The organism is Vibrio alfacsensis, from assembly GCF_019670485.1.
In the GTDB taxonomy this organism is placed as follows: Bacteria; Pseudomonadota; Gammaproteobacteria; order Enterobacterales; family Vibrionaceae; genus Vibrio; species Vibrio alfacsensis.
The window spans coordinates 1,703,365-1,726,828 of the sequence record NZ_AP024165.1 but is presented as its reverse complement, the minus strand read 5'-3'; the positions used below and the strand labels follow the sequence as shown (position 1 = coordinate 1,726,828).

General features: G+C 42.5%; 10 protein-coding genes. 6 read left to right on the top strand and 4 right to left on the bottom strand.

Translation table 11 applies throughout. The features are described from left to right. Positions 1–127: 127 nt before the first annotated feature. From VA249_RS08090 to VA249_RS08075, 4 genes are all read left to right on the top strand, one after another. Complete coding sequence (locus VA249_RS08090; protein WP_221067622.1) at positions 128–2,629, top strand: hypothetical protein; 2,502 nt, start codon at positions 128–130, stop codon at positions 2,627–2,629. 608 nt (positions 2,630–3,237) lie between these two features. Next, on the top strand, positions 3,238–5,907 hold the full coding sequence (locus VA249_RS08085; RefSeq protein WP_221067621.1) for a hypothetical protein: 2,670 nt from the start codon (positions 3,238–3,240) through the stop codon (positions 5,905–5,907). Between the two features lie 160 nt (positions 5,908–6,067). Continuing rightward, on the top strand, positions 6,068–8,788 hold the full coding sequence (locus VA249_RS08080) for a hypothetical protein (protein WP_221067620.1): 2,721 nt from the start codon (positions 6,068–6,070) through the stop codon (positions 8,786–8,788). A 172-nt stretch (positions 8,789–8,960) separates the two neighbouring features. Next, the gene (locus VA249_RS08075; protein ID WP_221067619.1) at positions 8,961–11,645 is read left to right on the top strand and encodes a hypothetical protein; all 2,685 of its coding nucleotides are present in this window, start codon (positions 8,961–8,963) and stop codon (positions 11,643–11,645) included. Positions 11,646–11,861: 216 nt separating this feature from the next. Here the strand turns inward: VA249_RS08075 and VA249_RS08070 are convergent, their stop codons facing one another. Continuing rightward, positions 11,862–12,236: a hypothetical protein gene (locus tag VA249_RS08070; RefSeq protein WP_221067618.1), complete on the bottom strand. Its 375-nt coding sequence runs from the start codon at positions 12,234–12,236 to the stop codon at positions 11,862–11,864. Between the two features lie 212 nt (positions 12,237–12,448). Between VA249_RS08070 and VA249_RS08065 the strand changes: the two genes are divergently transcribed. Continuing rightward, positions 12,449–13,252 carry an AraC family transcriptional regulator gene (locus VA249_RS08065; protein WP_221067617.1) on the top strand — a complete coding sequence of 268 codons (804 nt, stop codon included), beginning with the start codon at positions 12,449–12,451 and terminating at the stop codon, positions 13,250–13,252. Between the two features lie 623 nt (positions 13,253–13,875). Here VA249_RS08065 and VA249_RS08060 read toward each other — a convergent pair. Next, the gene (locus tag VA249_RS08060; RefSeq protein WP_221067616.1) at positions 13,876–14,556 is read right to left on the bottom strand and encodes an EAL domain-containing protein; all 681 of its coding nucleotides are present in this window, start codon (positions 14,554–14,556) and stop codon (positions 13,876–13,878) included. 356 nt (positions 14,557–14,912) lie between these two features. Between VA249_RS08060 and VA249_RS08055 the strand changes: the two genes are divergently transcribed. After that, a complete protein-coding gene (locus VA249_RS08055) occupies positions 14,913–21,227 on the top strand; it encodes an SslE/AcfD family lipoprotein zinc metalloprotease (RefSeq protein WP_221067615.1) in 6,315 nt (2,104 codons plus the stop codon). Between the two features lie 67 nt (positions 21,228–21,294). Here VA249_RS08055 and VA249_RS08050 read toward each other — a convergent pair whose 3' ends face one another. Both VA249_RS08050 and VA249_RS08045 read right to left on the bottom strand, forming a co-directional pair. Continuing rightward, positions 21,295–21,531 carry a hypothetical protein gene (locus VA249_RS08050; RefSeq protein ID WP_221067614.1) on the bottom strand — a complete coding sequence of 79 codons (237 nt, stop codon included), beginning with the start codon at positions 21,529–21,531 and terminating at the stop codon, positions 21,295–21,297. A gap of 969 nt (positions 21,532–22,500) precedes the next feature. Then, complete coding sequence (locus VA249_RS08045) at positions 22,501–23,169, bottom strand: winged helix-turn-helix domain-containing protein (protein ID WP_221067613.1); 669 nt, start codon at positions 23,167–23,169, stop codon at positions 22,501–22,503. Positions 23,170–23,464 lie beyond the last annotated feature (295 nt).

The window sequence follows — 23,464 nt, the reverse complement described above, 5'->3', positions numbered from 1 at the left end:
AAATTCATTGAATCCTCACCCTGCTAATGAGTTGAAAGCGATTAATGGCTTGTTAATTGTAAATCCTAACGCTCCTTTACATGAACTTGGCCGTTTTTTTAATGGTGATAATGTCACGATAAAAAATATGAGATCACAGGATCTCATTCGTTGTCCAAAGCCAAATGTATCGGGACTACAAGCGACTTTTGCTTTGCAAGGGGGGGAGCTGTGTACCTATGAGTTCGTCGTGCAAGATCATTATGGTCAAACAGCGTCTTCATTGATTAATGTGCTCTCAACCAGCAATGAAGATCCACTTTTACCAGCGATTTCTAAAGCTATGTACGCGGGAGGGGCCGCGATCAATATCGAGCTGGAAAATGAGTTGGCATGGCCTGATGGCTTCGAGCTTGATTTGGCGAGCGTGCAAGTTCAAGGACAAGACGTTAATCTGGGTAGTGCATTAGGCGCGGATGGTAACACAATCGCTTACACGCCCGCTCCCTATGCCGGTTGGAACCAAATCAGTTTCCGCATACGTAGTGTAAGTAACCCTGATGACTATATGTTAGGGTCAGTGATCATTGCTTTATCAGAGCAAGGGAACGTAGCACCTGTTATTAATCAACCGCATTATGACTATAATGAAAACACGGGAAACCGTGTGCTTGACGCGACCCGACTTTTGGTTGATCTTGAAAATCTAGAGGGTTTGGCAATCGACGATGACAATTGGTATTTGGTATCAGCAACCAGCCCATCTTCATCTGTTGAATTGTTCGATGATGTCTCGCAAACGAATAAAAAGTTCTATTTTACAGCCCCCACTTTGGGGAATCATGTCGTTAGTTATATTGTGGCCGATACTCGTGGTGGTTATGCATCAGGATTAATGAACATTTACGTAGAGCCAAGACAAAAAGAACCAAACTGGGTCGATGTGGTCATTGAAGGGAGTGGTTATAAAAATACGTTTATCGCGACAGAACGTTATAGTGATATAGATTCAGGAATCGAAACAGAACCCTATTGGGACACCTCGATGAAGAATACGTTAGCGTTGTTCACTCCAGAGCAAGCGGAACTATACTGTCAGACAAAGGGGCAGCTTCCAACCGTTTATGAGTTTGAGCGCGCAAGGCAACGGGTTATCGCGGGTACGCAAACCTCAGGAGACTTCTCTAAATGGCCCAAGCAACGTGCATATATTGTAAAAAGTGATTCAGGCAATGGCTACAAGCGATATAGTTTAGTTGATGGTGGAGCGAAAGATTATGACGGTCGTCCTGGCTATGTCAGTTGTGTAAACCAGCATGATTTTACGATGGACACCTTGTTACATACAGTCGTGGCCAATAATCTAACCTATCAAGTTTTACGTATACAAAAATCGGATCCGGCAGATGAATATCTTATTGAGGCCTTGGCCGTTAATGGCAGTACTATCGTTCCGGACATCGCGATTCATCAAGAGAATGTGAATGAGCTAGAAACGGTTGTCACCATTAGTGGCGTTCAATCTGGACAATTCCGCTTACAAGTTTCTAACGAGATGGATCCGAGTCAACAACTGGTTAGTGATATGATTTCAATCATCGGAGATGCCGCGACTACAGAGTTAACCCACAGTTTCAGCAAAGATGATCCAGAAGCGCCCTATCAGCAAGAGCTCACCGCTGACGATGCCGACGTATTAAATGTTAATCTCGATTTCAACGATATAAATGGTAACCCAATTGCAGATAAATGGTATGCGTATATAGCAAACACGCAAAAAATGTATACCGAAAAACCGCTCGAGCAAATGATTACGGACCAAAATGGCCAATTGACAATTCCAATGAAAGCGTCGTTGTCGGCATTGGCCGGAGAGTTTGAGATTAATCGATCGTTTCACATCGATGTCAATGGTGAACCAAAACGGGTATTGGTGAGGGTTATACACCCAAACCGATATGTTACGGTGGAAATGACGCCGCTCGAAACCGCTCGTCTTTACACAAAATCGAGATTCCGAGTGTTAAACGCAGTTAACGAAGCAATTCCAGCAACTTTACAGATAGTTGGCGGTGAAATCGGTTCAATTATTCACATTGATGGCTCTGATTACGTGACAGAAATTCCCGTCCCTGTCGAGGGCGTTGAAGTGATGGTATCGATGGCCATCAATAATAACCCGGCTCATATTGAATTTGCTTTGGACGGTTCGCCAAGTCGCCCGAGTATTGATTTGCTAGGCATGACACGTTCGCATATAACTTTGACAAACACAGTTGAAGGGTTGCCGATTGAACCGGGTGCCCCATCAGGCCCTGATGACAAACAGGCTAGTCGTAATTTCTGGCGAGAACAAATGGGTGATAATGATGTGTTGTGTGTAGAGCGCACCCGTTCGAATACTTCATTAGCACAAGAATTTTTTCCGCCGATTATGGGGCCCGACGATGTGGGGAAATTGGCAATCTTGATTGATCGCGCGAAAGGAGGCACCAGATTGTATAGGATTGATGGCGGATATTATTCAGTTAATGACACGTCCGCTGTTGCTGGGTCTGCGGTAACGTATTGGGATGGGCGAGACTGGACTCGGCTTAATCAAAACCTCCATCCGATGATAAGAACCTGCGCTGAATTTTTCGCGCTATAGCGGTAAGAAATGAGCATTATGGTGAGCCCTATTTTTTCAACTAGGGCTCAGATTGATGACGATTCCTTTTTCAAACTCGGGGCTTTTTGGGAGTGTTACCCGCGTTGGTATCGCTATCAAGGATATTCCCGTTTTGAACATCAACGGTTTCGTCCTAAAATACATTGACAGTTTGACACTAAGCCAACTGCGTAAGCAGTTGGTTTTTTTTATGCACTTCATTTGAGCGTTTCATCTTAAGAATAGGGCGTGGACTCATAGTGTTATCGATATTTCTATACGCCTATTCGATAACGGTCTAGCTAGCAAGCGAGACCATTGTCAGCAGTCCGAGCCCTACATTTTAAAGCAGGCTTTTGTTAGTTAGGGTTTGGTTGCAAGAGTTGATCGCAAATCCTACCGTTCATCAAAGTGACGTAGTGGTGTTATTGCTTGATTGGAATGCGCAAAAGAACAAACAAAACGCGCAAACAAGCATTAAGTGTGTAGGTGATATTCGTAAGTATTTACTGCAACTGAGATAATATAATTTTACCTCATTCAAATGGATTATGCTTAAAATTAAAAAATGTCGCTTGATAGCTATTACATTGTGTACAGTTTTATTAATGGCTTGCAATAACGAGTCGAATCACAATAGCGATACCACCTTACCATCTTTGTCTGCCAACGATATGTTTATCTCTGCACTCCCCGGAACTTGGCTGACGCTATCTTCATACGTGGACGGAGATAACCCGCGAATTAGGCAGGTGATGCTAAGCGATTCTCTGACTCTACAAGAGGGTGAGGCGTGTCCTTTACCGGAGTTTGCACAGCTTAGCGTAAAACCTAGCCAATTAATGGGTGTATTTTGTCAATACCGACTCATTATTAACGATGATCATCAACAAACGGTTTCTTCGACACTTAACCTCTTTAGTTCATCCTCACCAGAGCCAACGTTACCAGAGCTTAGCTATGCCGCGACTCTTAATGAATCGGTGTATCTGAATTTTGCCGAAGTGCTTGGTGAGCAATTTCCAGATGGGTTTCGTGTTCGCCAGGGCACGCCAGCCATGATTGGTGATCCCAATAATCTCGGACGTGCCGCTACAGACAATGAAAAAATAAACTTCATTGCGCCAGCCAGCCCAGGCTGGACTCGGGTGTTGTATACCTTGGAAAGTGAAGTTGATACCTCCAATACTAAGTTGGGGTCGATCTATTTTACGTTCACAGCACAAGGTTCGGAAGCGCCTGAAATCACGCCTGCTCATTACGATTACAATGAGCAGATGTCGATGGCCGTTGAAACCATGCAAACCTTGACGTTGGATTTATCCGCTCTGGAAGGACTTAGCATTACTGACGATCAAGAATGGCAACTGTTGGAAGTCTCCAGCCTTACAGCCGATGTGGAAATAGTGGATAAAGAACAAGTCGGAACTAAAGTGTTTCGTTTTAATGCAACCACACCAGGGCAACATTTTGTCAGTTATGTCGTAGCGGATGTGCACAATAATATCAGTCGAGGTGTTATCTCCCTCAACGTGATTGCGAAAGAGCAAGCGAAGACTTGGTCGAATATCAGCTTTGAGTATGCGCAAGGCAGTCGAACGTTTACGTCGCCACCACGTTACAGCGAGGTGATAGAAGAATTGAAGATCGACGCGGTGTGGGATAGCGATGTTCAAAACACGCTGGCTAGTTTTACCCCGACAACAGGGCAATATTATTGTGAGAGTGAAGGTGCAATCCCATCCATTTTGGAATGGCAAACGCTTTGGGAGCGCGACCGTGCCGCGAATACGGTGGGGGATCGTTTAGTCAATTGGCCAAAACAACGCTCTTACCTTGCTAAATCAGCCGATGGTTTGGGCTATATGTTGTTTGATTTGATGAACAAGTCAGCCGAACCGTGGACGGATGGTCAAAGTGCCTATATAAGTTGTGTGAACCGTCATAATTTGGAGCTGGATCAGATAGTAAAAACCGTCGTGGCAGACAATAATCAATACCCTGTTGTAACGGTGTTTAACGTTAAACCGGGAGTAGAATATGATGTTGAAGCTCTCTCGGTAAATGAAGCTGCGGCCCTACCCGAATTGAATATTGAGAAGTCGGCTGTCATCGATGGTCAATTTGATGTGATGGTCAGCACGATTCAAGCTGGGCAATTTCGCTTGAGAGTATTTAATTTGGCTAACCCAAGCGAGCAATTAATCACGCAACCAATTTCCATTATTGGAGATGCTGCGACGACAGAGTTAACCTACAGTTTCAGCAAAGATGACCCAGAAGCGCCCTATCAGCAAGAGCTCACCGCGGACGATGCCGACGTATTAAATGTCAATCTCGATTTCAACGATATAAATGGTAACCCAATTGCAGATAAATGGTATGCGTATTTAGCAAACACGCAAAAAATGTATACCGAAAAAACGCTCGAGCAGATGATTACTGACCAAGATGGCCAATTGACAATTCCGATGAAGGCGTCGTTGTCGGCATTGGGCGGAGGATTTGAGGTTGATCGATCGTTTCACATCGATGTTAATGGCGTGAATCAGGAAATTGTGGTGAGAGTCATACACCCAAACCGATATGTTACCGTTGAAATGACGCCGCTCGAAACCACTCGACTTTACACAAAATCGAGATTCCGAGTGTTAAACGCAGCTAACGAAGCAATTCCAGCAACTTTACAGATAGTTGGCGGTGAAGTCGGTTCAATTATTCACATTGATGGCTCTGATTACGTGACAGAAATTCCCGTCCCTGTCGAGGGCGTTGAAGTGATGGTATCGATGGCCATTAATAATAACCCGGCTCGTATTGAATTTGCTTTGGACGGTTCGCCAAGTAGACCGAGTGTTAATTTGGAAGGCATGACACGTTCGCATATAACTTTGACAAACACAGTCGCAGGGTTGCCGATTGAACCGGGTGCCCCATCAGGCCCTGATGACAAATTGGCTAGTCGTAATTTCTGGCGAGAACAAATGGGTGATAATGATGTGTTGTGTGTAGAGCGCACCGCTTCGAGTACTTCAGTTGCACAAGAATTTTTTCCGCCGATTATGGGGCCCGACGATGTGGGGAAATTGGCAATCTTTATTGATCGCGCGCTAGGGGGTTCCAGACTGTATAGGATTGATGGCGAGTATTATTCAGTTAATAACACGTCCGCTGCTGCTGCGGCTGCGGTAACGTATTGGGATGGGCGAGACTGGACTCGGCTTAATCAAAATCTGCATCCGGCAATATGGGACTGCGCTCAATTTTTCGCGCTATAGACGGTAAGAAATGAGCCCTACTTGTTAAGCTAGGGCTTTGTTACTGGATTTATAAATGTGCAAGAGCGCGCGTTGAATGCGCAGGCGAAAGGTGGAATAGAGAATGTCGAGCTGAGTTTATTTACAATCCGCCAATGATTAACTTACACGTTTTGTAACTATGAATGGTGGAATTGCATTCCCAACGATTATCATCTGTTCTTTTCTACTCGCTGGTTGCGGGAATGACGGGGATGAAACGAACACAACATCGCCCCCTTTAAGCGTTCAAGATGGATTTATATCTGCAGGTGTTGGAACATCGGTTGATCTTTCACCGTACATTGACGGAAACCAACCGCGCATTACGGCAATCGTTGCAAGTCAGGATCTATCTGCCGGCGGGATGCAAGACTGTCCCGAGCTTGTTGCATCGGATTTGAGTGTGCAAGTTGAGCAAGAAAGCGGTATTTTTTGTCAATATCAATACACAGTGGAGGATGCACATCAACAAACAACCACTGCAAAACTGAATCTATTCAGTTCATCCTCACTCGCGCCAACGTTACCAGAGCTTAGCTATGCCGCGACTCTTAATGAATCGGTGTATATGAATTTTGCCGAAGCCCTTGGTGAGCAATTTCCAGATGGGTTTCGTGTTCGCCAGGGCACGCCAGCCATGATTGGTGATCCCAATAATCTCGGACGTGCCGCTACAGACAATGAAAAAATAAACTTCATTGCGCCAGCTAGCCCAGGCTGGACTCGAGTGTTGTATACCTTGGAAAGTGAAGTTGATACCTCCAATACTAAGTTGGGGTCGATCTATTTTACGTTCACAGCACAAGGTTCGGAAGCGCCTGAAATCACGCCTGCTCATTACGATTACAATGAGCAGATGTCGATGACCGTTGAAACCATGCAAACCTTGACGTTGGATTTATCCGCTCTGGAAGGACTTAGCATTACTGACGATCAAGAATGGCAACTGTTGGAAGTCTCCAGCCTTACAGCCGATGTGGAAATAGTGGATAAAGAACAAGTCGGAACTAAAGTGTTTCGTTTTAATGCAACCACACCAGGGCAACATTTTGTCAGTTATGTCGTAGCGGATGTGCACAATAATATCAGTCGAGGTGTTATCTCCCTCAACGTGATTGCGAAAGAGCAAGCGAAGACTTGGTCGAATATCAGCTTTGAGTATGCGCAAGGCAGTCGAACGTTTACGTCTCCACCACGTTACAGCGAGGTGATAGAAGAATTGAAGATCGACGCGGTGTGGGATAGCGATGTTCAAAACACGCTGGCTAGTTTTACCCCGACAACAGGGCAATATTATTGTGAGAGTGGAGGTGCAATCCCATCCATTTTGGAATGGCAAACGCTTTGGGAGCGCGACCGTGCCGCGAATACGGTGGGGGATCGTTTGGTCAATTGGCCAAAACAACGTTCTTACCTTGCTAAATCAGCCGATGGTTTGGGCTATATGTTGTTTGATTTGATGAACAAGTCAGCCGAACCGTGGACGGATGGTCAAAGTGCCTATATAAGTTGTGTGAACCGTCATAATTTGGAGCTGGATCAGATAGTAAAAACCGTCGTGGCAGACAATAATCAATACCCTGTTGTAACGGTGTTTAACGTTAAACCGGGTGTAGAATATGATGTTGAAGCTCTCTCGGTAAATGAAGCTGCGGCCCTACCCGAATTGAATATTGAGAAGTCGGCTGTCATCGATGGTCAATTTGATGTGATGGTCAGCACGATTCAAGCTGGGCAATTTCGCTTGAGAGTATTTAATTTGGCTAACCCAAGCGAGCAATTAATCACGCAACCAATTTCCATTATTGGAGATGCTGCGACGACAGAGTTAACCTACAGTTTCAGCAAAGATGACCCAGAAGCGCCCTATCAGCAAGAGCTCACCGCGGACGATGCCGACGTATTAAATGTCAATCTCGATTTCAACGATATAAATGGTAACCCAATTGCAGATAAATGGTATGCGTATTTAGCAAACACGCAAAAAATGTATACCGAAAAAACGCTCGAGCAAATGATTACGGACCAAGATGGCCAATTGACAATTCCGATGAAGGCATCGTTGTCGGCATTGGGCGGAGAGTTTGAGATTGATCGATCGTTTCACATCGATGTCAATGGTCAACCAAAACAGGTACTGGTGAGGGTTATACACCCAAACCGATATGTTACGGTGGAAATGACGCCGCTCGAAACCGCTCGTCTTTACACAAAATCGAGATTCCGAGTGTTAAACGCATCTAACGAAGCAATCGCAGCAACGTTACAGATAGTTGGTGGTGAAGTTGGTTCAATTATTCATATTGATGGCTCTGATTACGTGGCAGAAATTCCCGTCCCTGTCGAGGGCGTTGAAGTGATGGTATCGATGGCCATCGATAATACTCCGGCTCACATTGAATTTGCTTTGGACGGTTCGCCAAGTAGACCGAGTATTGATTTGCTAGGCATGACACGTTCGCATATTAAGTTAGCAAACACAGTCGCAGGGTTGCCGGTTGAATCGGGTGTCCCATCAAGCCCTGATGACAAACTGGCTAGTCGTAACTTCTGGCGAGAAAAAATGGGTGATAGAGATACGTTGTGCGTAGAGCGCACCCGTTCGAATACTTCAATTGGGCAATATTTTTATCCGCCAATAATGGGGCCTGATGATGTGGGGAAATTGGCAATCTTTATTGATCGCGCGGAGGGGGATAGCAGAGTGTTTAGGATTGATGGAGCATATTATACCGTTAGTGATACGCATGAGACATATCTTCCGGCTGCGATTTTGTACTGGGATGGGCGAGACTGGACTCGGCTTAATCGAACCCTCCATCCGATTATAGGAACCTGCGCTGAATTTTTCGCGCTATAGACGGTAAGAAATGAGCACTATGGTGAGCCCTACTTGTTCAGCTAGGGCTTTGTTACTGGATTTATAAATGTGCAAGAGCGCGCGTTGAATGCGCAGGCGAAAGGTGGGGTAGAGAATGTCGAGCTGAGTTTATTTACAATCCGCCAATGATTAACTTACACGTATTGTAACTATGAATGGTGGAATTGCATTCCCAACGATTATCATCTGTTCTTTTCTACTCGCTGGTTGCGGGAATGACGGGGATGAAACGAACACAACATCGCCCCCTTTAAGCGTTCAAGATGGATTTATATCTGCAGGTGTTGGAACATCGGTTGATCTTTCACCGTACATTGACGGAAACCAACCGAGCATTACGGCAATCGTTGCAAGTCAGGATCTATCTGCCGGCGGGATGCAAGACTGTCCCGAGCTTGTTGCATCGGATTTGAGTGTGCAAGTTGAGCAAGAAAGCGGTATTTTTTGCCAATATCAATACACAGTGGAGGATGCACATCAACAAACAGCCACTGCAAAACTGAATCTATTCAGTTCATCCTCACTCGCGCCAACGTTACCAGAGCTTAGCTATGCCGCGACTCTTAATGAATCGGTGTATATGAATTTTGCCGAAGTGCTTGGTGAGCAATTTCCAGATGGGTTTCGTGTTCGCCAGGGCACGCCAGCCATGATTGGTGATCCCAATAACCTCGGACGTGCCGCCACAGACAATGAAAAAATAAACTTCATTGCGCCAGCCAGTCCTGGCTGGACTCGGGTGTTGTATATCTTAGAAAGTGAAGTTGATACCTCCAATACCAAGTTGGGGTCGATCTATTTTACGTTCACAGAACAAGGTTCGGAAGCGCCTGAAATCACGCCTGCTCATTACGATTATAACGCGCAAATGTCGACAACCGTTGAAGCTATGCAATCTTTGACGTTGGATTTGTCTGCTCTAACAGGGCTGACCATCACTGACGATCAAGAATGGCAATTGCTGGCAGTGTCAAGCCTTACCGCAGAAGTTGAATTACTCGATAAAGAAACCGTTGGCAATACCTCGTTTCGTTTTGAAGCCTTATCGCCAGGTGTTCACATCGTGAGTTTTTTGGTGGGTGATGTGAATAACAACAATAGCCAAGGTTCAATCGCCATCACGGTTATACCTAAAGAGCAAGATAAAACGTGGTCTGAAATTGTGGTGGATGGTGCTAATTACAATAACATATTTACCGCACCGCCAAGATATAGCGATGTGGTTGGTACCCTAGCCGTGACACCAAGTTGGGATCCCGAGGTGGAAAACACGTTAGCAAGCTTCACTCCAGAAGTGGCAATGCGCTATTGCAATCAGTACGGCAATGTTCCTACATCTCAAGAGTTAGCACGACTATGGTCACGAGACCATGCAGGCACTACGACAGGAGACCGTTTATCTAACTGGCCAAAAGAGCACTCTTACATTGCAAGGCGTATGGATGGCAACTTTGAACTCATGGAGCTGGACTCTTCTGAGGTGACGCCTTGGGTTGACGGTAAAAAGGCGTATTTGACGTGTATCCGACATCATGATTTGTCGTTGGATATGGTGGTCCAAACAGGTATAGCGAATGGGCAGAACATCAAGGTTGCTTTGGTCCAAGGTGTTAGCCCTGAAAACAACTATGAACTAGAAGCTATAGCCATAGATTCTGATGATGTTGTGCCTTTTGTGAACCTTGAGCAAGTGATGATAAACCCCAATCAATTTAGCGTGCTGGTCAACAGTACTCGGGCCACTGAGTTTCGCATACGAGTCACAAACCAAGAAGACAGCAATGAGACTGCAACCAGTCTGGGCGTCACATTGCTCGGCGATGCAGAGACGGCTCGATTGAGTTACCACTTTTCGAAAGTTGACCCGGAGGCTGCAGGGCAACCTGGCGTGGGTGGTGAAACCGAATACAAACTGATAGCGGATGAACTGGACGAGTTAGTGGCAACATTAGTCATCACTGACGAAAATGGCAATCCAGTTCCTGATGTGAGACTTGTTTATGAGTCAAATACGGCAACAATATTGGTTGACACGGCGCCAGAGACGATGTTGACCAACGATGTTGGTGAAGTCAATGTCGACATCCGCGCAACGGCAGCATCCGTTGGTTCTGAATATGAATTGTTACGTTCAATTTGGATCAATCTAAACAATGAACGGAATGTCGTGGCTTTCCCTATCGTATCGAGTTCTTTTTATGACACGTTGGGGCTTAGTGACTTGAATATTTCAGGGCTTGTCAAGTACGCGACGTTAAAGATAGTCGATTATAGAGGTCGACCAAAGCGAGGTATCGTAAGGCAGCGACTTGCTGGGCGAGATGGCTTGATATTACATGTGGTTGGGCTTGAAGTAACGCCAACGGATATCGCTGTACCAGAATCAGGCGTTCAAGTTTTTCTGGCATCACATTTAAAAAACAGTGTCGTGGAGACAAGGTTTGAAGTAAGCAGCTCTCCAAACTACGCTATGTTGTCACTGGATACGTCGTTAATCCCTAGAAAGAAATCGGCCACAACTACAGGTAAATTAGGGCAGTATGATGCTGTGAGGGAAAGATTTGTTGGTATTGATTCTCTTTGTGTTACCCGTTCACGCGGCAACGATTCGGGTTACCTACCAAACCTTACCAGTGCGGATGTAGGGAAAACGTATATTCAGTTTAATTCGGGTACCAATTTGTGGACAAATATGTATAGAGAAAGTGATGGTAAAGAGATTAGGGTTTCAACCAATGCTCAAAGGACGTTTTATTGGACAGGGACAGTCTGGGTAATGCAAAATAACTCGGCAGCCGCAATCTTTGATTCATGTGCTGAGTTTCTTAAACTATAATAAACAAAATGTAATAACCAAGAGCTAACATTCATTACGTTGCGTTGGTTAAGTGCTTTTAAAATAAAGGCCCACTATATGTGGGCCTTTATGTTTTTGAAATAGATATTTGCAAGCTTTTCATGGTAAGCTATATTATGAAAGCACCAAGGTTTACAATCTATTTTAAGTAAAATTAGTGAATAATAACTACATTATGTGTGCAGTGCTAATGGATTAAATTAAATGTAGCTTATTTTCTCGGCCAAGATTTGGTACTTCTAAAATATTCATCAAAATATAATGCTCAAAGTTGATTTCAATTGGGTTACGTAGAACAATGTAAGACTTCTCTCCCATCACTTCATGAGAAATGACGCTCCTTCCCTCGGTTTTACAAACGCTTTCTACATATTTACAAAACATCAAGTTTGCCTGAATGACAGGTTCATCGTTGTCTTCTATCATTTCTGTAAGATCACTTTTATCTTTAATGAACAACCTTTCTGATTGCTCGTTTGAAATGACAATTTTATCATTCTTAGCGTTCACTAGAGCCATAGGAGTAGGAGAATTCTTAATTAGAATCTCAAGGGATTTTAATACGGACATTGGTTTACCTCATTTTGTTTCATATATAATACAAAATGAGGTAAAACCAGGTTAGTTAATAATTAACAATGAGGATTACTAACTGATTAGTTAAATTATTTTTTAAAAAACAATAGCTTGCGCTGAGGTTGGTTGTAATTATTAAGTGTGAATTGCTTTCCATTTTGCGCATCATTGCATTGAAAAAACGACCGTTTCAGGTCGAGATTCATATGCAATTGGAAGAAAGACAGTCAATGTATCAGCAAGCTAATAGCTATTTAGTTAAAGAAGAAAAAGAAAATATTGCTGAAGGATTAGTAAATATTACTGCTAATGTTAAATTTAGTGGCAGTTATAAAGGAAGTATAAGGGTAGGAATGTACGCTCAACCTCAATGGATAACGGTTATCAATGCAAATTACAAAGTTACGATCAAAGATAACAGAACCAAAGCAAGCCACATATTACTACAAGGTTTGAATATCCTATATGGAGATTATACGATACACATGCCAGATAATGTGCAGATTTTGCTAATATCTCCAGATTTTTATGATTCGATTTCAATACCAAAATTCAATTATGGGTTAGTGAAACATGTGCATGGTAGGTTAATTGAAGATTTGCTCGAAAGGACCAAGATATCCATCAAGCCTCAATATGAGTTGTTAGCTATTGCACATCTTATTGGTGTTGATCAATATGACATTGTAGTTGACGGGAAGTTTGATAAGGTTATGAAAATCATTAGAGATAAAGCAAGTGATCCAAATTTTAACTTGGATATGCTATGTTCATTGTCACATATGTCACGAAGAAAGGTACAATATGTGTTGAGCGAAAAAGGGCATTCATTTCTCGAATTAACTAACAAAATTCGGGTGAGAAACTTAAAAGAAACGCTGACAATAGAACCAAATTTGACACTCACACTAGCATTGAACCAGGCAGGGTTTAGTAGCTATAGTAATGCAGCCAGAGTCTTCAAGAATACTTATGGTATGACGATTACTGAATTTCTGACTTCTCAATAATTAATGTTTAATATAAGTAGATAAAAGCCCAATAGTTCTATTGGGCTTTTTTAATATAAGTTTTATGATAAGCGTAATATAGGTATTGATGCCGAAAACATTGGCTTAAATGGCTTGCTGTCATTGTTTTTAGTCAACAAGTCGTCCGGCATTTATGAGAGTTGCCGCTCTTTATTTACATGTTTGTTCAATAGAATGCTATATATTTCTGGTTTTCTAATGTGTTAAGTTGTAACTAATGAATTGGTTTAGTTGTAAGTTATTAAACGGTTTTATCAGAATTTTTTCTCGAAATATTTTTTTTGATTCCAAAATGTGTTTGTATTCTAGAACGGCACTTTCACTTCCCGTAATTAAAATTGTTATATTATCAAAGTTGGTGATTGTTTTTAATATGTTCTCGATGTGCTCGTTTGCGTAACTGAATCTTGAAAATAAACGTATACGAGTATCCAAGTCTAAAATTAGTACGATACTGCCATTTTCTTCAACTAAATGCTGAATTTTGTCGAGATTGATATTACTAATGTTATTGACTTGCATTATTGGCATGTTTTTTTTATGTGTTCTCAAATTGAACTTGATAGAGCTTCGAATCGGCTCAAATTCGCTAATTACGGCTGTCAACATGTTGAGTGCCACCCATCAATTAGTGCTTTCATTGGCGTTGGCTTAGAGTAAAAGTAACCTTGTAATATTGCATTGTTGTCAATCTTTAGAATCTGCTCTTGCTGTTTAAGTGTTTCTACGCCTTCAAAAACAAACTTGGTAAATCCCATTTTTCTCAACATTTCAATAAGATATTTCAGATGGCAGAATACGTCACCATCGGTATCGATATTATCAATTAGGGACTTGTCTAACTTTATTTCATCAAACTTGTTTTTAACCAATAAAATTGAGTGAGCGTAACCTTTTCCAAAATCGTCAAGTGAGATTTTAATCTTGCCTTGTTGTAGTTTGGCAATGTTCTTCGCGAACAATGCTCTGTTGTCAATATCACTATATTCTGTGATTTCTAGAGTAATGCCTTTACCTTGAACCTCAGTGAGACAAAAGTTTACAAATGCATCATTCATAATGCTTTTCGCATTGATGTTTACTGATGTATTGACGTCAATCGCGTGGAGGCATAGTTCTTTCATCACTTGCTTGATAACAAGAATGTCTAATCGAATTGGATCAGGACAGGTTTGAACAAATTGCTCTACATTGATTTTGTGCTTCGGCCTTAACAAAGCTTCACAAGAGATCATTCGTCCATGCATGATTTTAGGTTGGTAGTGCATCGTAAATTCGTACATGAGACGCTCTAAGTTTAAGTTTAAGTTTAAGTTTATTTGATTAAGGCCAGAGTCTAAGAGGCCTGTATCAATTGAGCAATCCCAATGCACAGGGCTGTCCGATTTATGCACAAATCGCATTAACTGCGCGCGTTAGCGTACTCCAAGTATATTTTGCCCCCTCATACAAATTTGTTTCGTAAACGTGCAATGTAACTTCTTGAATGTGCAAGCTTTAGATCAGAGTCTAAAGGTTAGTTTTACAGATGATTAGAATTACTCGTCGTTATTTCGATATGTGAGTGGTCGTTAGCTGTGACTTAAATGGTTTCAGTTCCAACCACGTTACTTTCGTTTGTGTAATTTTTAGAGATTATATGCACAATAAATTAATTTTAGCGTCCATGGTGTCGCTTGCGCTTACAGGGTGTGGCGGTGATACGGTTATAGGAACTGCCCCAAGTAATAATCAGCCTCCGTTTGTACCCTCGATACCCAATTTAACGGTTGCTCCAGGTCAAGATTTCACTTTTGAGATTAGTGCTGAGGATGATCAAGTATTGACTTATGCATTAGAAGGAAATCCTGAGTGGATCACTATCGATGCATCGACCGGTGTCGTTTCTGTTGATGCAGATGCATCCGTCGTGGGAGACTATACTTTCATGGTCGTGGTTTCGGATGGGGAACTACAGTCTAGCCAGTTGATCACTTTAAAGGTATCCAACGATTTACCTGAAACAGGTAACAGTGCGCCTATTTTCTCCGATATTCCGCAACTCACGGCCCGTACTCATTACCCTTTGAACTATTACGTAAAGGCATCGGATGCTGAGGGTGATTTCGTTTCTTACTCACTGGCCGAGCAGCCTGCTTGGGTGACGATTGATCCCGAAACGGGGTTGCTGACTGTGGCGGCTAAGAGTGGTCATGAGGGTGACTATCGTTTTCTGGTTAAAGCACATGACGGACAAAAGGAATCGTCGACAACGATTTTATTGGTCGTTGAATATGCTGAAGCGCCGGTGACGCCCCCAAGCAACCAAATTCCAAACGTTCTCAATATTCCTACGCAGTTTGCTAAGTCTGATCATGAGTTTTCACTGCGAGTCGCTGCGAATGATCTCGATGGAGATATCTTAACTTTTGCCTTACAGGATTCGCCAAATTGGATCGCGATTAACCCTGAGACAGGCTTGATCACTGCAACACCAAGTGCGGAACAGGTTGGGGAGCACACCATTAACGTTGTGGTGACAGATGGAAAGGTGGATGTGGTTAAGTCTTTTGCACTTAACGTTGCCCTTTCAATGACTCCGGTTGACCCTGACGCAGTGCAGACGGCACCATTTGTGTATGATATTCCGACCTTAAATGTGAAGTCTAATCATCAATTAGCGTATCGCGTGAAAGCGTCAGATAAAAACCAAGATGCACTGACTTTTGAGCTTAAATCTCAACCTCACTGGGTCAAAATTAACCCATTGAGCGGTCTTATCACTGCGATGCCTTTGGATGGGCATGTTGGTCGTCACAATTTTACCGTGGAAGTGACCGACGGTGTGTTTGTGGTCTCTAAACCCGTTCAGTTGGAAGTCGAGCTGGCGGAAGTTGAAGATAATAGAACGGCTCCTGTTGTCGAAGCGATCCCTGAACTTTCAGTGAAAGCGAATCAGCCTTTGAATTATCGTGTGAAAGCCACCGATGCAGATGGTGATACGCTCAGTTATAGCATTGCTGAACAACCTGGCTGGATCGGTATTGACCCGCTTCTCGGTTTAATTGTTGCCGAGCCACAACCTAGCCATGTTGGGCGTCACGTGTTTACACTAACCGTAACCGATGGTGTATTTGATCAAGTACAATCATTTACGGTGGATGTGGCACAAGCGGATGCACCAGATCTTCCTAATTTGGCACCCGTGATAGACGAGATTGATGATATCAGTGCGAATGCTGGTCAATTAACGACTTACAGGGTAAAGGCGTCTGACGAAGACGGTGATGTTTTAACTTACTCGGTGGAATCTTCGCGTAGTTGGATTTCTATTGATGCAAGAACTGGCTTGCTATCTTTTAGGCCTGAAGTAGGGCATGAGGGACGCTATCGTGTTGCGGTGAATGTCGATGATGGCAAAGAGACGTCGAGTAAATCATTCATTTTAGAGGTCGTTTCAGCACCAATTTCGAATGTCGCACCTGTAATCGAAACTATTCCTGCGATAGAGGCCGCCGCCGGTCAGCAAACTACTTATCGCGTGAAAGCTTCAGACGCAGATGGTGATGCACTCTCATTTTCACTGGAAAGCGCTCCTGCTTGGATCACGATTGATGACATTGGTCTGTTGAGTCTAGTTCCAACAGAAGACGTGCTCGGTGAGCACACATTTACAGTTGTTGTATCAGATGGTTATTTGACCACCAAGCAAACCGTAACGACGTTAGTTGAAACTGTGACGGAGCCTGATGGTCCGGATATTCTGCCGATGGTATATAACGCGACATTAACGGCTTCAGGCAAGCGGATATCTGGGCAGGTGCTTTGTAACGGCGAACCACTAACGTTGGGTTCGTTTAAAGTGACTGAAGAAGAATCGACGACTTGCCATCTCGGTCATGTGGAGTTGGGTTCATTTGAACCTAAACCTTATCCAGATCTTTCACCAAGTCGTCCACTCGAAAGCGATATGGCTTTTGAACTTAGCTCCATTCATGGTGTTAATGTTACTCGTGTTTTGCAGGCTATAAATGGTTGTGAAACCACAGATGAGCTGTGCCTAGAGGAAATAAACGCATATGACATTGAGGGCATTTTTCAGCAGTTAGACGATACGACCGCAGTGAATGCATTCTTGCAAGCACTTGAAGAAATGGAAACGGATGATATTAACAAATCACCAACCTCGCATGTTAACACTGATATCGTTCCCGCTGTATCTGGTGGCAGTAATGATCTGAACAGTCCGTTTGTTTCTTCTGTTGCTGAAGATTTATTGGTGTACAAACCTTCTGTTGAATCCAAAGTAATGACACAAGCCGTGCTCACTGATGTGAATAATATTCCGTTGATGGGGGTTGAATTTTACTCAAACAACGCACGAGGGGTCACGGATGAAAATGGTCACTTCGAATATCTTTGGGGGGATGAGGTTTCATTCGGAATTGATACTTTTGAATTTGGTTCGATCAAGGGTAATCGTATTGACTTTAAGCTTGCAGATGTCACGAGCAACAAGATCAAACAAGATAACATCCAAGCGTTTGTTGAACGCTATGCGACCAATCGTACCAGCCATTTCGAATTTGCGCCTTTAGTCAAAAAAACATTTGAGATTTACCCTAATGTAATCAATGAAATCATTAGCTTAGATCTACCGAATGGCGGTAGGTTAGAGGGGACAGATTTCGCGTTGCCAAATGAATTCGAGGCCCAGTTCGAACAAGGTGAAGCGAGCGAAATTGACGCGGTGTTAAAACAGCACACGACAGGGTTTACTCGTGCGATCAATCTTTACCGTGCCGCGGGTGATACAGCGTATGTGACTGATTCTCTGAACCGACTATTTTCAGATGTAGAGAACTTCCATGTATTTCATGACGGCTACACATGGTATTCATCGGTGGGTCCGGCTCGTGCGATGAGAACGCTCAACTTATCAAATAGTGCATTCCCAATCATGATGCCACGTAACGACCGCAACGGTCAGCTTCCATTTGGTCAGCCACAGAAATGGACTCGTGATGGTAAGCCTTTTGTTGTGAGCCACCCGGGAGTCACTATGCCTCCGGTTCCTTTGGTATCGTCTGACAGCGTGACTTATAACTTGCCATTTGTCGCTTCGGGTGAAATTGGTCGAGGTAAGGTTATCTCGATGGGCAACATTTACTACCTTGATATTCTCGCTTGTCCAAATACGTTTTGGTCGACGCACTCAAACGAGATGAGTGTTGACTCTACGACGAAAACTTGTACGACAAAAGCGTCAACAAGTGATAAGCGGTATGACAACGGGGACATGAAGCGATTTTTCAAGAACACCTTTGAATGGTTGGGGGTCACATCGGCTAACATTGCGACGAACGTTGATAGAGCTTACCATTTTTTAGGGACTAAACCGACGGGACTCAACTACCCATTTTTCGTCAGTGATGAATATGGCTTTGGTGAGATGCGTTTCATTGAGAAAGGGGGATTTGGTTCTCTTTCTGCTAAAGAAACGCCATTGGTGATATTGCGTGGTTATGAGCCGACAAGAATCGAGCAGACGATGAGCCATGTGCTGACGGCTGACCTAAGCAAGCCACTACTGACAGTGGAAGACGTGAGTGCGTTAATAAATTACGTGAACGATGGTGGTAACGTTCTGCTTATTGACACGATTTTAGGCAACAACCCTGAGCCGATTGGTCGATTGGTTGATGCGGCAGGCATCGCATTAGGCAATCAAAACGTAGCACCTGTATATCAAAACTACTGTGGTACGAGTTATTACTGTAGACCACCAACGCCTAATGTACACGTACAGTACTCTTCAGATGTTGTGATCCTAGAGCGTATTAATATGCTGGAAAATGGTGACTTGCCGTACACCGTAAGCGCTGATGGGCATGTGACATGGAGCAAAGATACACCAGTAATGCACATCCCAACCTTTGAGGATGAAAATGGCACAACGCATTACGCTAAGATGAATGTCTCTGGAGAGGAGGAGAAGCAGGCGGCGATTACTAAGTTGCAAGCGGCTTTCCCCGGCACACCAGTATGTAGCAATGATTATCAATACGAGTTTAACTGTATTGAATTTCGTCAAGGACATGGCCGCAACGAACGTGGGCCGTATGGTCGTACAGATTTTGACCGCTATAACGTTGATGTAGCGAGCATGGTGAAGGCGGCCAATCTCGGTCAAAACATCACAAAACTGGCCGAGCACGAACTTTACTATCGCTCACGAGGTCACCAAGGTAAACGTTTGTCGCAAACTGACTTGCATCAAACATATGACAACATGTCTGTTTGGATGTGGAACGATAACCAATATCGATATGATTCAACGATCCAAGACGAGTTAGGTTTCGAAACCTTGGTCAACTACCTAAACTGCTATACAAGCAATCAACATGGTGGTGGCACCTCTTGTCCAGAGGATTTAAAAGCCAAATTAGTTTCTAACGGTATGATTTATGGTGATGAGCATGGTGAGCTTGCCGGTCAAATGAACCCAAGCTACCCACTTAACTTTGAGGAAAAGCCGCTTACACGAATCATGTTAGGTCGTTCATTTTGGGATCATGATATTAAGGTGGATACCACTTCTTATCCGGGGCGAGTGACAGAATCGGGCACTAATGCAACCGTTAGCATTATGACTGGTGGACGCAAGGTCACCATGTCAGCCGGCAATATGCAGTCGACAGGATTGTGGGCTAAGCAGCATGAAGAAATCACCGTGACAGGCGGGGTTGCCGCGTCAATTAGCGTAATGTTGGCTGATAACCTCACAGGAAGACCACAACATGAGTTAAGCTTGAAACGACCACCTCGTATGCAAACATCGTTTGATCATGACGGAACAAGCACGACCTTTAGCGTACCTTATGGTGGATTGATCTATATTCAACCAAGAGGCACGGCAGAAGACAATGTCGCGAATTTCACATTTAATAACGTTGTTAAAGCGGCATTCTATAAAGATGGTACCTGGATAACAACGCCACAAGAAACGTCGGTCAAGATCGCTGAAGTAGATACGGGGCATGTTGTTTATACAACGCCTGTTGCAAATGTCACCGCTCAGGATATGTCGCAGTTTGTTGCTGATATGAATCGTTTCGCCAATGCAACGAGTGATTTCTATGGACGAGATGAAACATCGTCGGAGGGCCTCCATCGCCGCTTCACTTACGACGATCTACCGGGCTATCGTCATCGTTTTGTTAATGATGTGCAGATCTCTGTAGGCGCCGCTCATTCTGGTTATCCTGTAATGAGCAGTACTTATTCACCGACAGCAACGACGATACCTACGCAACCAAAAAATAACTGGTTGTTGTGGCACGAGATAGGTCACAATTTGGCCGCTGCACCATTTAGTGCGCAAGGGTCAACAGAAGTGACCAACAATTTGCTAGCACTTTATATGCAGGAGCTCGACGGTCGTAACGAAAATCCACGTATGGATCGCATTATCTTTGACATCAAAAAAGCACCGACGTGGCTAAATGCTTATGCAGGGCATGCTTGGTCGGAGGGCAACGCAGGTATTCGTTTGGTTATGTTTGGTCAACTGAAAATTTGGGCGGAGACCCATTTTGATATTGATGATTGGTATGCAGATGGTGAACAAAAACCAAGCATCTACAACCATGACCAAGGTTGGAACCTGTTTAAGTTAATGCATCGTAAAGCTCGTGGTGATACTCAAGGTGACACTGGGATTAATTATTGTGATTCTCGTGATGTTGGTTTAAACGAAGGTGATCAAATGATGCTTTGTGCTTCTTACTTAACAGGCTATGACCTATCGGAATTCTTTACCACGTGGAACGTAGGTGAAAGTAGTGTGGTAAATCCACAAGGAGAGGTTGAATATTCTGGTGGTATTTCGCCGCAAGCATTGTCGGTATTGGCGGAGCTTGAACTACCAGAACCAGAAATTAATCCGCTGTCAATCAGTAGTTTGCCTCACTAACTTGACTTATTAAACCCCGCTTTCGCGGGGTTTTTTATACCACTAGTGAGCGTTATTTCCCCCAAGATTATAGTTTGTAAGATATTACTAATATGGGTTTTACATCTGGGCGAAGTTGGAATTCTTGTATAATTAAACCTTGATCGCGTGCGATGCTTGAAAGCAGGTTAGGAGTGATAGGATTAGAATCAACAATCGTTTTTAAGCTTGGAGTTGGCACTCGACCATTCCATTTTAATGCAACGTCGGCTAGAGCCAAGTTTGGAGCGAACAACACAAAAAAAATCAAAGTGGTTACACGCATAGAAATTCCTTTTCTAATTAAACGAGGGGTAAATACACAATGATAATTACTGGTCTGATCTGTTAGGTCAATTAAAAATGCGCAATTCAGTTTTTAATGTGCGCAAAGTGAGAGGGGGTGTCAAAATAATGATAGATATTGCTTGACTTCATAAGTTTCCTTGTGCCGCAATTTTCTAAATCTTGGTTTTTTATGAACACAAAAGAATTTCAGGAAATAAACTAGCAAGGACTATGAATTATTCTGGTTAGGTATTAATAAGATGAACGTCAATATATGAATTTCAGAATGGTATCTTTTATGAGGTGGAAATGATTTTAGAAGTTAAGGTTAACTTTATCTCAGGTGCTAGTTGGTGACTATAAAATGAAATAATGGAAGATAGAAAGCAAAGAGAGGGGCTAGCTGTTACTGGAAAGCCGATCTCTTGCTGATGAATTGTAGAGCCAAGGTAAAATATTTGGCTGTTAATTAATAAGGTTATCTAACTTCGATTATGTAAGATAATCCTTAATATTTAGTTCGTATGTATTTGTTTTCTATCAGTGTTTAAATGAAAATTTTTAATGCTAGTTAAAACATTACCTTATACAAGGTACGCGCATATTGAAAGCGTCGTTGCTGTTAAACAGCAAAATGGCACACTCACTATTTAGTCGGTAGGATTTTAATTTTACTGAAAACGCTTTCCTGTTATCAGTTGCCATGTGTTTTATTATATAACCTAATTTAGTGGGTTTATATGTAACGTTGTACTCATTTCCATGTCGAAATTCACCTTTTTCATTAGATGAACCACTGTTATGAGTTACAAGATAGTTGATATTAGAACCTTTTTGAATTGATAGCACATGCCTTTCAGTATTATCTACGATGACATAAGATTCCCACTCTGATTGAATTGAGTTAAAAATAAATAATAAAAACAAATTAAGTAAAAATAATCCAATGGTCGCTATAAGAAGTATCTTATTCTTTCTCACAATTTACCTCATGACTACTTTTGGAAAAACGACAAATGTGTCCGTTAACCCTGAATAAAATTTCACCATCTGATTCGCTAATTATTTGGTCGTAGCGATCTGAATTAAGATGAATGTCTAAGAATTCTTGTCTTTTTATTTTTCTTTCGTAAATTCCTAGTGATAGTAATATCGAAGATATTGTTAAAAAAAATATCAGAGAGTAATAGATAGCTAATTTTGTTTTTTCTTTTAACAATGAATTTGATTTTTTTATATTTTGTTCAAGTTTATCTTTTTCATCAATCAGTTCTGTTTCTACAGGAATAGAGTTAGTGTTTAAATAAGCGCTGTGATTAAGAATATATCCAACATTTCGTAAATGCTGTATTACATTTTTTTCACTATCGTATATTGATTTTCTGGTTTTATTGATTATCTGAGGGAGGCTTTCTGGTGATATTGCTTGACTAGGCCAAATTGTATTGATGATTTTTTCTTTTGATACAGGCTCTTTGGATGGGTTATACAGGCAATGTAATAATTCCCACTGTTTTTGTGTTAGTTTTACTTCTCTCAGGGTGTTGATGGAGCCATCCCTTTCTAAGGGATAAATTTTGTTTTCTGATAGGACCCAACAAGTTTGTCCTAGTCTAACTATATCATTGTTTTCCATCGTTTCTTTGGTCTTCATAATTGACGAATATATCAAAGTTGTTTCATTGATCACTTGTTATAGACGAGATAATCGAAAAATAATTGATGTTTATTTGACCGCGCTTTCATCGTATAAGCGTTGTTTGAGTGTTAGGGTTTTAATTTTCTATAACCATTATCTAAATTATAGCGATCATTATACAACAAATTGTACCCAAATTTTAACGACGCGCAACGTCAGATATCTAGAATGCACAAGTCTACATATGTAATGCATAACTTTTGATGCTTGTAATATTTACATTACATTTTGC